The 13,514-nt window shown below is 38.5% G+C and carries 9 protein-coding genes and 1 tRNA gene; 4 read left to right on the top strand and 6 right to left on the bottom strand.

Annotation, left to right across the window (positions count from 1 at the left end; all coding sequences use genetic code 11):
- Nucleotides 1–297 precede the first annotated feature (297 nt).
- The gene (locus PEDSA_RS02850) at nt 298–2,610 is read right to left on the bottom strand and encodes a family 20 glycosylhydrolase (protein ID WP_013631648.1); all 2,313 of its coding nucleotides are present in this window, start codon (nt 2,608–2,610) and stop codon (nt 298–300) included.
- A gap of 205 nt (nt 2,611–2,815) precedes the next feature.
- Between PEDSA_RS02850 and PEDSA_RS02845 the strand changes: the two genes are divergently transcribed.
- Nucleotides 2,816–3,358 (top strand): hypothetical protein, encoded by a 543-nt coding sequence (locus tag PEDSA_RS02845; RefSeq protein WP_013631647.1) that lies wholly within the window; start codon nt 2,816–2,818, stop codon nt 3,356–3,358.
- Between the two features lie 312 nt (nt 3,359–3,670).
- Here PEDSA_RS02845 and uxuA read toward each other — a convergent pair whose 3' ends face one another.
- Complete coding sequence (gene uxuA, locus PEDSA_RS02840) at nt 3,671–4,819, bottom strand: mannonate dehydratase (protein WP_013631646.1); 1,149 nt, start codon at nt 4,817–4,819, stop codon at nt 3,671–3,673.
- Nucleotides 4,820–4,873: 54 nt separating this feature from the next.
- On the bottom strand, nt 4,874–5,698 hold the full coding sequence (locus tag PEDSA_RS02835) for an SDR family oxidoreductase (protein WP_013631645.1): 825 nt from the start codon (nt 5,696–5,698) through the stop codon (nt 4,874–4,876).
- Between the two features lie 326 nt (nt 5,699–6,024).
- Between PEDSA_RS02835 and PEDSA_RS02830 the strand changes: the two genes are divergently transcribed.
- Nucleotides 6,025–7,026, top strand: a complete 1,002-nt coding sequence (locus PEDSA_RS02830; RefSeq protein ID WP_013631644.1) for a LacI family DNA-binding transcriptional regulator — start codon at nt 6,025–6,027, stop codon at nt 7,024–7,026.
- On the opposite strand, the gene PEDSA_RS02825 is transcribed toward PEDSA_RS02830, so the two are convergent.
- Genes PEDSA_RS02825 through PEDSA_RS02815 form a run of 3 tightly spaced genes read right to left on the bottom strand, consistent with a single transcriptional unit; the run spans nt 7,016 to nt 11,801 of the window.
- Nucleotides 7,016–7,492: a CinA family protein gene (locus PEDSA_RS02825; RefSeq protein ID WP_013631643.1), complete on the bottom strand. Its 477-nt coding sequence runs from the start codon at nt 7,490–7,492 to the stop codon at nt 7,016–7,018. The genes PEDSA_RS02830 and PEDSA_RS02825 overlap by 11 nt on opposite strands.
- 9 nt (nt 7,493–7,501) lie before the next feature.
- Nucleotides 7,502–10,573, bottom strand: a complete 3,072-nt coding sequence (locus PEDSA_RS02820; protein WP_013631642.1) for an AAA family ATPase — start codon at nt 10,571–10,573, stop codon at nt 7,502–7,504.
- A gap of 1 nt (nt 10,574) precedes the next feature.
- Nucleotides 10,575–11,801: a metallophosphoesterase family protein gene (locus PEDSA_RS02815; RefSeq protein WP_013631641.1), complete on the bottom strand. Its 1,227-nt coding sequence runs from the start codon at nt 11,799–11,801 to the stop codon at nt 10,575–10,577.
- Nucleotides 11,802–12,013: 212 nt separating this feature from the next.
- Between PEDSA_RS02815 and PEDSA_RS02810 the strand changes: the two genes are divergently transcribed.
- Nucleotides 12,014–12,087 (top strand) — tRNA-Ile (locus PEDSA_RS02810).
- 346 nt (nt 12,088–12,433) lie between these two features.
- Nucleotides 12,434–13,498, top strand: coding sequence for a hypothetical protein (locus PEDSA_RS02805; RefSeq protein WP_013631639.1), 1,065 nt, complete (start codon nt 12,434–12,436; stop codon nt 13,496–13,498).
- Nucleotides 13,499–13,514: the final 16 nt, after the last annotated feature.

The following is a 13,514-nucleotide window of genomic DNA, read 5'->3' as shown; positions in this document are numbered from 1 at the left end:
TTCCGAACGAGCCTGCCTTGAGTCATTGCGAGCCTGCGAAGCAATCTCTGTTCTTTATTTGTTGGAAATTCCTTACGCATACATTTCACAGATTTTTGAGCTACGAACGTGGGTTTAGATTGCTTCCTTCCCGAATCAAGTTCGGGACAGGCTGCAACTCCTCGTAACAACATTCATAGGGAGCGTCATTGCGAGCTTGCGAAGCAATCTATACATAAACTAAGTAATGGAAAAAATAGATTGCCGCGTCGTTCCTCCTCGCAATGACAATTCATAGGAGCGGTGTTGCCCCTTACCTTAATTCCCCGAGCTCATCATCACCGCCGGTAATTCTATTTTCTTCCCGTCAGTACCTTTCACATAAAGCTGTAAGGCCGTAGACGGTCCATTATCAAAGTACAGCACTTTAATTTTATGCAAGCCTGCCTTTAATGGCGCTCCGCCCGCTCTCTCATACTGAAAAATACGTCCGTCATTATCTATAATCAACTGGTCGTCTATATACAGTTTACTGCCATCATTGCTTGATAATGCAAACTCGAAAGTAGCATCTTCATTTACGTTGATATACCCTTCAAATATCAGCCCGTATTCTCTGGCGCGGTTTTTCACCTGAGTAACACGTACCTGTGTAGCATATCCTTGCTGGGTGGCACTGTTTGTATCCAGCTCCATTACCGACTCGAACTTTCCGGGAATATAATAATACTTCAACCTTCCTTTTACTGCATTTGGAACACTGTCTATGGCCGGAAACGGGTCCCGGTTATACAAAGTTGTTGTTATAACGCTACTTTTTCTGTTAAACGGTGCAATAACAACAGATTTAACCTGCCTGCTTTCTCCCTTTGGTACTATAACTTCCAGTTCATCCTTAAAAACCCTGGAATGATATCCCGGATCTTTTCCGTCTAAACTATAATGTACCTGCCCACCCTTAACAGAGGGTTTCCAATTAAATACATACCTTCCATTTACATTGATGGCAGTGTCTTTGGCACCAATAGCCGGCGGAACACGGTAATTTGTATTGGTCTTATCAATTTCTGCTAAATGAAACGGAAGTCTGTTCTCGGTAAAATCGCTATAGTTTTTATTATAAGGCTGTGTCCAGGCAGTTTCCGAAACCGCCATTAACCTTGGCAACAGCATATATTCGGCCCAGCCAGGAGTTTGAATATACTCTGTCCACATATTAGCCTGTACCCCAATTACATATTTCTGCTCATCTGCACTTAATACAGACGGCGTTGGATTATAAGCGTAAATACGTTCAATAAATCCGTTTCCGCCTATGGTAGTAGGTTCCTGATCGGCCCTGCCCTGAATATGGTCTATATACAAGCCATTGGTGCTTGGCGTCATAATCACATCGTGATGCTGTTTAGCGGCTTCAATCCCTCCTTTTTCGCCTCTCCACGACATAACTGTGGCGTTGGGAGCCAGTCCGCCTTCCAGAATTTCATCCCAACCGATAATAGCGCGTCCTTTTTTATTCAGGAATTTCTCCATCCGATGGATAAAATAAGATTGTAGCTGATGCTCGTCTTTTAACCTGTTCTCTTTAATACGCTTTTGACAATAAGGACAGGTTTTCCATTTGTCTTTTGGCGCTTCATCGCCCCCGATATGGATATATTTCGACGGAAATATCTCTAAAACCTCAGTCAGCACATCTTCCAGAAACCTGAAAGTCTGCTCTTTTCCTGCACAATATATATCCGGGAAAACGCCCCACTGTTGCGCAGCCTTAAACGGACCGGGATTATTTCCACAGGCCAGTTCGGGATAAGCCGATAAAGCCGCCATAGAATGCCCAGGAAGTTCTATCTCGGGAATTACGTTGATATATTTCGAAGCCGCATAAGTTACAATTTCCTTAGCTTCTTCCTGTGTATAATATCCTCCATAACGCTGTCCATCGAAAATACGGGGAAAATTGGCATGATGATTACCTATAACCGTTTGATCGCGATAGGCGGCTATTTCCTGCAATTTCGGATATTTTTTGATTTCAATTCTCCACCCCTGATCTTCCGTTAAATGCCAATGAAAGTTATTTAGTTTATAAACCGCCATTAAATCGATGTATTTTTTGATAAAATCCAGCGGGAACATGTGCCTGCCTACATCCAAATGCAGTCCACGGTACTTATATCGCGGCTCGTCTTTTATAGTTTGCTGAGGAATTTTACCCGTCTCCTTATTGGCCAGATAAAGCTGGTTTAAAGACTGCAGTCCATAAAAAACACCTCTTTCTTTTCCGCTAATGGCGATTTCATCGGCAGAAACTTTTAATGTATAAGCTTCTTCGTTAGTATTATCAGAAGAGGAGTTGAAATAAATTAATGTCTTTGGTTTTTGTATAAAAGCCTTTGCAATAACAAGGTCGATACCCTGATTTGCCTTCACCAGATCCCTGAAAAGTTCGGCAAGTTTTAAATCACTCGCATTCTGATAGATAATGGCAGTTTCTTTATCCAGTTGAAAATATCCGTTTCCGTATTCGATCTGATTGGGTTTGGGAATAATCGGATTATTTACCTGGGCTTTCGTTACAAAAGCAATTGGGATGAGCACTAATAATAATTTGGTTATTCTTTTGGACATATCATTAAGTTGAAGCTTTGAATATAAGAACCTGCCTGTAAAGAACCAATAGCAGGTAAATTTTATATCGAGAGAAAATCAGGTTAGTTTAATATAATCTGCCGCCAATGCCTATATCCGATAATCTTTAATATTTTCAACATAATCAATTGAAATTAAATAGATTTATCTTATCTTTTCACAAAAATTAAAACTAATAAAAACCATGAAAATTAACATGAAAACCCCATTTTTAGGAGCAATAATATTGGCTTTTGTTTCTTTATCTTCTTGCGATAAAGTAAAAGATGCCATTCAGGCTGATATTAATTATACTGCAGCCAAGACCACCTTTACAATTGGTAAAATCAATCAAACAGATGTAGGTGTGGAAAGAGTGTTTGCAGGGTCAGGTGATTTATCACCTTTAGATTTAAGTCAATACAGCGGAATTAAAAGTATTCGTCTTAAATCCATTAAAGTAAAACTGACAAATGCTGATGACAACTCTAATTTTAAATCACTAAAAAAAATTCAGCTAAAGATAAAGTCTAGTGGAAAAAATGATGTTGTACTAGCTGAATACACTAACTCCAGCGATAACAGATTAGATGAAATTAGTATTCCGGTAACTAGCGGTGATGTTGATTTAAAGAGCTTTTTAACATCTAAGTTTTCATATGAGTTGAAAGGAGAAGCTAAATCAACTACTGCTAAAGATTTAACAGCAGAAGTAATTGCAGAATACACACTTAAATTTGGTTTATAAATACTTAGATTTTTAGAAGATTAAAGAAAAAGGGCTTATGAAGATAAAATCCATAAGCCCTTTTCTTTCTTTTAAGCTCCTAAAAGGAGAGATTTTTCTGTCAGGCTGAGATTCTCGAAGCCTTTTTATAAGGACATTTCGACGAGCTACCATCAATGTAATGTTTCACAACAAGCAGATTGCTTCGCAAGCTCGCAATGACGCGCTTATGAGAGTCATTGCTGCAAAGGACTTACTTCGGAACGAACCAGCGAAGCCTACCTTACGACAGTCAGGCAATCTCTAGCTTTAGCGACAACGATGTCTCTAAAATTATTTAATGCTGTTGACTATTGCATGCTCCAACCCTCTCAACTCGGCCAAACCTCTTAATCTTCCAATTGCCGAATATCCCGGATTCGTCTTTTTATTCAGATCATCCAGCATCTGATGCCCATGATCAGGACGCATAGGAATATTTACTCCTCTTTTTTGCATCAGTTTCACCACTTCACAAACCACAGCATACATATCTACATCGCCCTCCAGATGGTTATCTTCATAAAAATCCCCAAACTCGTTTCTTCTGGTACTTCTTAAATGCAGGAAATTGATGCGATCTCCAAACTGCCGAACCATAGCAGGAAGATCATTGTCTGCCCGAACACCAAAAGAACCTGTACAAAAACATAAGCCATTACTTAGGGAAGGAACCGCATCAAATAAAGCCTGCACATCTGCAGCAGTACTTACCACCCTTGGCAGGCCTAAAATCGAATACGGCGGATCATCCGGATGGATAACCATTTTCACCCCACAAGCTTCTGCAACAGGTATAACCTGCGAAAGAAAATAAATAAGATTAGCGCGAAGCTTGTTGGCATCAATCCCCTCGTATTGGTCTAAAGCTTTCTGGAACTTCTCTATCGTAAAACTTTCTTCACTGCCCGGCAAGCCTGCAATGATATTCTTTTGCAAGGTTAACTTATCCGCATCGCTCATACCTGCAAAACGAGCTTCTGCCCGTTCTATTTCTTCGCTGGTATAATCTTTTTCTGCTCCTTTTCTTTTCAGGATAAACAGATCAAAAGCGATAAATGCGGCTTTTTCAAAGAGCAAAGCCTTAGAACCATCTTCAACTTCGTATTCCAGATCCGTTCGGGTCCAATCCAGAACGGGCATAAAATTATAAGTTACCGTATAAATACCACAGTCGGCTAAATTTTTAAGAGACTGTTTGTAATGCTCTATATGCTGTAAATACGCACCTGTTTGCGTTTTAATAGCTTCGGAAACAGGAACACTTTCTACCACGTTCCATTCCAGGCCAGCATTTGCAATAATTTCCTGACGTTTCTTAATTTCTTCTACCGGCCAAACCTCTCCGTTAGGAATATGATGTAAAGCACTAACAACACCGGTACAGCCCGCCTGCAGTATATCAGACAAACTAACTGGATCATTTGGACCATACCAACGCATGGTCTGAATCATCTTAAAACTCACAATAAACTCTTTTTTATCTTTATCCCGAAATTAAACCCCACCAAAAACAGCGAAACCGCCATCTACGTTAACAATCGTTCCGGTAACAAATTTAGAAGCATCACTTAGCAACCAAACTAAAGCGCCTTCTAACTCTTCTGCCTTACCAAAACGCTTGAAAGGAGTTTGTTTTACTACTAAATTTCCTCTTTCCTTATAAGTTCCATCAGGGTTAGTCAACAAGTTTCTGTTTTGCTCAGTCAGGAAGAAACCCGGTGCAATAGCATTCATACGGATAGCTTCGCCATGACGATTTGCCAATTCTACCGCAAACCATTTAGTATAGCAATCAATAGCAGTTTTAGCCATACTATAACCCAAAACTTTAGTGATTATCCTTTGGGCAGACATAGAAGAAATATTTACCACAACTCCGTTTCCTGTTTTCACCAATTCGGGACCAAAAACCTGTGTAGGGATTACAGAACCAAAAAGGTTTAAGTTTAACACCTGTTGTAAAGCAGGAACATCTAATTTAAAAATATCTGCTCCCGGTTCTACCACTGCACCCGGCATGTTGCCACCAGCGCCGTTAACCAATCCGTCGATTTTTCCAAATTCCTTTAATATTATAGCTTTAGCATTTTGCATGCTTTCTTCACTTAAAACATCTGCCGAGATACCAATAGCGTGACCACCTTTTGCATTAATCTCTTCGGCTCTCTCTTTAGCCACATCTTCTCTTCTTCCTAAAATAGCTACTTTCCCTCCTGCCTGAACGATGGAGTTTATAAAAGATTTACCTAATACTCCTGTTCCTCCGGTAACTACAATTACTCTTCCTTCTAAAGAAAATGGATTATCACTGTTCATCATAATTTATTAGTTTATATATATAAAAAGATTTATTATTTAATTTAAGAGTCTGTTTAATTTATATTGTAATTTTTTTTTATAAACTATTTTTGAGCTAGACGAGACATGTTTTTGAAGAGATAGCAACGCTTCTACTTCAAGAAAACATAACGAAGTTATAGCCAAAAAGAGTCATAAAAAAATTATTAGATAAATTTTAAACAGGCTCTAAGCTGGATGAAACTTTTTAGCCTAGTCAATTTTAGTTAAAATTTCTTATTTTTTAGATACATTTGTAGGGTTTTGACAGATTTATTTACGTAAACCTTTACGTTAGTATTCACCATATGCAAAATATTACGCTTAAGAAACTGGCCGAAATATTAGGTCTTTCCGTTCCCACGGTTTCGAGGGCGCTGAACGACAGCTATGAAATTAGTGAAGAAACCAAGGAAAAAGTACGCGAACTGGCAAAAAAACTCAATTACCAGCCAAATCCGTTTGCAGCTTCGTTACGGAAAAACAAAAGTAAAACCATTGGACTGGTTGTTCCGGAACTATCTAATTATTTTTTTACGCAGATAACCACCGGCGTAGAAAAAATATGCAACGAGCATGATTATCATCTGATTATTTGCTCTTCGAATGAAAGTGCAGAAAAAGAAGCCAGCATCATCTATAATTTAACCAGTGGGAAAGTAGATGGAATTTTGCTGTCTACAGCTGCAGAGGCGAATAATACGGAGCATATCAACCGAATTTTACAAAAAAAAATCCCTTTGGTTCAGTTCGACAGGGTAATAGAAAACCTGCCCGTATCTTCGGTTACCAGCAATGATTTTGGAAGTGCTTATGAAGCAACAATCAAACTGCTGGACGACGGAAACAGAAAGATTGCTTTCCTAAAATACCGTAATGAACTTACCAATATTGAAAAAAGGCTGAATGGTTATCTACAGGCTCTGGACGAAAAAGGCTTTGCGGATAAAGCTTTGATTGTTGATATGAGCTACGATGAGGAGACTAACATTCAGGAAATCAAAAAACTGATAACCGAGAAAAAACCGGAAGTTATTTTTTGCTCGGTAAGTTTACTGGCTACAAATACTTATGATGTTTGTAAGGATCTGGGTTTAGCTATTCCCGAGGATATTAAGGTAATCGCTTATTCGAATACGCCTACAGCGAGACATTTAAACCCGCCTTTAAGTACCATATCCAAATCGGCCTTCGAAATGGGAGTAAAAGCTACAGAATTACTGTTTGAACAAATTCGACAGAAAGGCGAACCTGAAATTAAGAAATTACATGTGGGTTCGAAAGTAACTTATCGCGAGTCTAGTGAATAATTTCATAAACGGAGCAAAACACATCCTCGACTGCCTGTGCTATAATCTCCTTTGCATCCCCTTTGTAAAGCTTCCGGTAAGGATTTAATTTATCCCTGTAAAGGATATTGTAAAAAACAGTTCCAACGGGCTTAGAAATGCTTTCGCTTCCTCCAGCCTGGCTAAGTCCTGTGATGGCTACAGAAATATCAGCTTTAAAAAAGCGTTCGAGCCCTTTAACCATCTGAGCCGTTACCTCTGCAGATTCGGGGGAATAACGTTCAATCAGCTCATCTTCCACACCCAGATATTCCTTTTTAACCTCACCGTCGTAACAGACCAAACCTCCCTTAAAAACATCACCTACTGCTGGCAGCATACCAAATTCGTGGCATAGCGCACCAACCGTAACGCTCTCGGCAAAAGCTATAGTTAAAGCTTTTTCCCGTAACTTATCCAAACAAGCTGCTATTATACTTTCGTCCATAACTCTTTATTACTCCCAATTTCCTTTAATCAAGCTTCCCTCGGCACTATCATTCTTCACCTGCAAGAATACATCTATCTCCTGTTGCAGATCTTCAACATGCGAGATAACCCCAACAATCCGATTTTCTTTGCGTAAAGATTTTAAAGTTTCGAAGGCAGTCTGCAAAGCTTCCTTATCCAGCGAACCAAAGCCCTCGTCCAGGAAAAAGAAATTTTGCTCAGACTTATTTTGCTTCTGCACACTCTCTGCCAAAGCTAATGCCAAAGAAAGCGAAGCCTGAAAAGTTTGCCCTCCCGACAGCGTTTTTACACTTCTTAATTTACCATCATTCAGGTAATCCCTGATCAGGAAATCGTTCTTATCAGAAAGCTCCAATTTAAGCTGTTGCTTGCTTAATTTGTAAAAGCGTTCGTTTGCCGCAGCACAAAGTTGATTTAAATAGAAACTTGAGATATAATTTACAAATCCACTGGACCTGAATAAGTTTTTCAACTGATCTATATTCTGACCTCTTAACTGAAGAGAACCTAGTTCATTTAACAAAGCAGTCTTTTTCTGTAAACCAGCTTCCTGATTTTTTAGAAAAACCTGTTCCCTTATTTGTTCTTCATGTTGTTTTTGAAAAGCGCTTTGCAGTTCTGCAACTTCCGTTTTTAACTGTACAAATTGATTCTCGTCAAATGCCTGATTTTCCAATTCTTTAGACAGTCGTTGATAATTCTGTTCTGCATTGTACAGCTTCAACTGGTAATCTTGCAATTCCTTTTCCAAAGCCGGAATGTTCAGGTTTTGGTTTAGTATTACCCTAACTTCTTCCAAAGTACCAAAACCCGACTCTTTCAGCTTCACTTCAAACGCCTGTTCCAAATGCAGATATTCCTTCTCCAGCGTTCTCCTTCGTTCCTCCAGTGCATTTATACGTTCTTTTAAACTAATAATCTGATTATTGAATGCTTCTATTTCAAGTTTTAATTGATCATGATTTTGCTGTACATCCGCAATCCGCTGTTCCAATAATAACTTCTCTGCCTGCAATTCCTCCAAAGAAAACTGAGAAAGAACTGACAGGTGCTGCTCCTGAATTTGCTGTTTCAACAGAGATACCTGTCCGCTTTTTTCACGATAATCCAATTGCAGTTTATCCAAAGCGGTTTTATATTTCAGCAATACACCTTCGACCTCTTTAGCGGAAGCCCGTTTTTGCTCAAGGCTATTTTCAAGTGCTGTAATGTATTCTTTTTCCTTTTTGGCATTCTGCTCTAGTTCATCCAGCTTTGCCTCATCATCAGGCTTAAAACCACCCCAAACAAAAGACTTCTGATGTTCTTGCAATGCAGCAAGACTATTTTTTTGTTTTTGAAGTGCTTTTTCTTCGATCTCCCGGCTTTTCTCTAAAGAAAGTTCCAACGAGCTTACTTTTAACAAAAGTCCGTCTAAAGTCTTCTTTTTAATTTTTAATGCTTCAATATCTTTTTGGATACTTTCAAATTCCAGCTGTACATCTTCTGCCTGCAGAATTTGTGGATGTTCTAACGATCCGCATAAAGGACAGGCATTGCCAAGATGCAGGTGAGAACTAAACTCGCCCAACTTTAACTGCAATTGATAATGTGTGAGTTTAGCAGATGCATTTTGTTCTTCCAGAGCTACATTTTCAAGCAAATCGCGTATTAACTTTAAAGAAACACCACTTTTTATTTCATTATTAATCAGTACACTTTCAAAACTTATCTCATCTAAGAGTTTAGTATTTTCCTGAACCTTCTGTTTTGCCTTCTCATAATCTTGCTCATCCAAAAGCAGGGTGTTTTTTAAATGTCTGTTGGTTAAATACCATTGACGCAGTTGGCTCAAAAGACCATAATCAGGCAATTCCTGATTCCGTTTTTTTATTTCAGCAGCTAATTGCTCTACTTGTTCTGACAATTTTAGCTTTTCCCCCTCTTTATCATCCAGAATTGCCTGCCCTTTAGCAATTCTCTGCTGTAATTCCAGCAAATCAGTATCCAGTTTCCGAACGGCTATACTTCTATCATAATCACCAATTTTTAGCTTCCAATTATCTAACTGATCAAAATCCCGCTTTAATAAATCATATTTTTCCTGATTGATAATCAGTTTTTTATTAATATCATCTAAAGATTTAATTAATAAAGAAAGATCCTGATCCAACTGTCCCCTATCCTGTTTCAATTTGGCATGCTGCAGCAAATCTGCCCTGAAATGTAACATACAGAAATTAAACCGGGCAATGCTTGCTTTCAATTCCTCGAAGTAATTTTTACGATCATGAAGTTCCTGTACTTGTAGCCCATAAGACTGATATTCCTGATAAGAAAGCTTTAGTTTTTCCATTGCCTGCAGCAATAAAACCTTATTATCCAGATTGGCTTTTGTATCCTTTACCGCATTCGATAAGACATTTAACCGCTCTTTACTGGCTTCTATTTCCTCTAAAGTGACCGTATTATAATTTGCCAGTTCACCGGTTAATCTTTGAATATGCTCATTATTTCTCTTCTCTAAAGAAGCTGCCTGATAGAAGAACTCATATTTTTCAAGCTGGAAAATTTCGCGCAGCATTACCGTACGGTCTTTATCTCCCAGCTGTAAAAACTCCTGAAATTTACCTTGCGGGATGATAATAGTCCTCCTGAAGTTATCGTAACTCAAGCCAATTACCTGTTCGCCATTGGCGCCATCTAATGGCTCCCAAAGACCGTTTACCTGTTTGTACGACGTTCTTTCTAAAGTACCTACTTTCTCATGGTTTTTAGAGTTACGTTTTCCGCGAACTACAAATCTGTAGGTAAATGTATCGTAGTTGACAAAAGTGAAGTCAATGAGCAGTTCATTCGACCTCAGATTCATCATATTGTAACTCCTGTTATCCGTTCTATTCAAACGTTCGGTATCGCCATATAAAGCGTAAGATATAGCTTCCAGAATAGAAGATTTCCCCGATCCAACCGCTCCGAAAATTCCAAAAAGCTGACCTTCCAATAACTTGCTGAAATCTATGGTCTGCTCTTTCTGATAGGAATATAAACCTTTAATCGTTAAAGAAACTGGTATCATCTTACTCTCCTGTTTGTTCTGCTTTAATTTCTTTAAATAAATTCATGATGTCTTCGTTCGGAGCCTGACCGTTAAATCTGGATTTGAAATACTGCACAAACAATTCATCCATATTCTGGCTCAGATCCACTCCCTGGCTTTCTTCCTTTTCATCCTGTGTTCTTTTAATTTCCGGAATCAGAGACACAATACCTTCATGGTTTTGGAACAGTGCTTTTCTATCCTCTGCTTTCAGATAATCCGATGTTACCAAAGTAAGTTCTACCAAAGCATCCGGATGCTGCCTTAACCAATCCAAAGCTTCCTGTACAGTTTCAAAACGTTTTCTGTAAAGCATCCTTCCGACTGTTAAAGCGACCTTTTCATAATGTACAGGCGTATCTGGCAGGATATCAAATACGGTAACATATTTTGTTTGCCCTGCTTCGGAAAAACTGTAGGAAAGCGGGCTACTGCTGTAAACTATCGGACAAGGTTCGTTGTCTATTTGCTGAAAGCGATGTAAATGCCCCAAAGCTACATATTGAATTTGAGCCGGAACATTTTCCGAAAATACAGCCTGCGCCCCACCGATATGCAGTATAGGCTTTTCATCTTCGGGTTCTTCCGGAGGAACCGTTCCTTTCTTCATCATAAACAAATGCGTAGCGAGGATATTTACGCCTTTGCTGTCGCAATATTTATCAGCCAATTGTTGCCAATGCTGTTGTAATACTTCTCTCAAACTCGCTTCCGGCTGGTCTATTCCCAGAAAAGTTTTCAAACGGTATTCGCTTGCATAAGGCGTAACAATAAGCCTCAGCGCATAATCATACTGCGGAAGTTTGACTTCTATAAATCCTGCTTCACTTCTGCTAATGACTATACCGCAATCCAATTGACAGGTACTTACATGCGAATATGGATAACCTACGAAGACTATTCCGCATTCCTTTGCCAATGGATCCGGAGCCTCTATCCTATCCGGCGAATCATGATTACCGGCAATTGCCAGCACCAAACGCTTGCCGTTATTGGTTAGCCGTTTTAAAGTCTTATATAATAGTTCTACTGCCTCTGTAGCTGGATTGAAGTTATCGAACAGATCTCCGGCTACAATTACAACGTCCACTTGCTGCTCATCAGCAATGCGCACAATCTCTTCCATAACCAAAATTTGCTCCGGCATTCTGGAAATCCGTTCCAATCTTTTCCCCAAATGCCAGTCGGCTGTATGCAGAATTCTCATGTGATAAATATAGGAAATCGTCTATTCTTTGACTTCTTTTACCTAAGTATAGTTCTTAACATCCCTGTTAAAAGCTCTTAAAGGGACTATTTTTACACTTTTGTAAAAAATAATAGCTTTGTTCTGAACGATTTGCATTTTTTAGAATAAAAATATTTTAAGATATGCATTGAATTCCCTAATATTGCATCGCAAATCTAAATAAGATTTCAGCTCCTATAGCTCAGTTGGTTAGAGTAGAAGACTCATAATCTTTTGGTCCCTGGTTCGAGCCCAGGTGGGAGCACAAACAGAAAGCCTTCAGAAATGAGGGCTTTTTTCGTTTAAAACCTCTTCCTACGGTGCTTTTAATGCCGTATTCTTCCAATCTTTAGCGGTTAAAAATTTATTAGTTATCAGATTCTAATATAAGCAATCATTTTCAATTTCGGGATCAAATTGGCACTTTTGGGATCAAATTGGGATCAAAATTAGACAAGATTTCCAGCATACAGACCAAACATTTATGAATATTATTTACACATCTTGCTTTTTTTATATTGGTTACCGTATGTAACCTTATAGCAGTGTGGACAAAAAGCCTTAATATCCCCAAACTTTTTCTTAATATCACGGATTGAAATCATATTCTTATGAAACTATCGGATAATACTAACTCCATAGAGATAACTCCATCCAAAACTGTTGCATTGTCTGTTTTAAAAAATCGAGAATATCAAATACAGTTACGAGGTGTAAACAACTCAGTCAACAAATTTCTAGAGAAATATACGTTCACGCGATTAAACAAGATAGCCAAAGAAGAGTTTATATTTACTTTGCAAGGAATTGGCGCCAATGGAAATTATTTCAAAGATCGTGAAGAGGCACAGTATTTTTACGAATCCATTATAAGATTGGCAGAAAAGACAAACTTAACTTCTATCAAGCTAAGAGAAAAGAACATAGATGATATATTGTTCATCCTATTGACATATACATCCGAGATCAACCAAATAGAGCATACGAAGTCCCAATGGGCATACCTCGATGAGCTGATAGAGCTATATCTTCAACTTTCAAAGAGAAAAGTAAACCTAAATCATGAGTTGGTAAGCGAATACGACAAAGAGATCTATAAAGAAAATCCTTTTGAAAATATGTCCAATAGCAATAAGAGCGAATTTATAACCGAAGAGCTTGTCCGTGTGGAGGCAAGAATGGTCCCTCCAAAAAACAACTTTATCTATATACCCAACGACTTTGAGATAGCCTTAAAGCCAAGGGAATGTGACAAAGGAAAATTGGCGGAAGACATTAAAATCCCTGCGCGTTTGTCAAAGTATATCTATGCTGAACTCTTTAAGGAAATAGTAGAACAGCACAAAGAGCATAACACTAAATTCTTCAAGATGTTGTCCTCGGGTGATATCAACATTTCAGATATCGAGAACCGTACCACATACAAAAAATACGCAAGAAAGAACCTAGCTCTATATAATCTTATAGAGAGGATAAATAAATATCTTGTTAGCTCTACTATGTTAAATTCAACAGACATTGATAGATATGCATTTATATATGACCTAGTGTCATTGTTTAATATCCATTGTTGGAAAGGAGCTGTAGACCGGAAAGGTCGGTATTTACGTATCCGGGATGTAATAAGAGATAATGCTCCAGACTCTAACAGTGGGGAAACTCAATTGTTTAAATAATCCTTACATCTTAATT

The organism is Pseudopedobacter saltans DSM 12145 (assembly GCF_000190735.1).
Lineage (GTDB): Bacteria > Bacteroidota > Bacteroidia > Sphingobacteriales > Sphingobacteriaceae > Pseudopedobacter > Pseudopedobacter saltans.
Note: the sequence above shows the minus strand (reverse complement) of the source record. Positions and strands in the feature narration are given on the sequence as shown.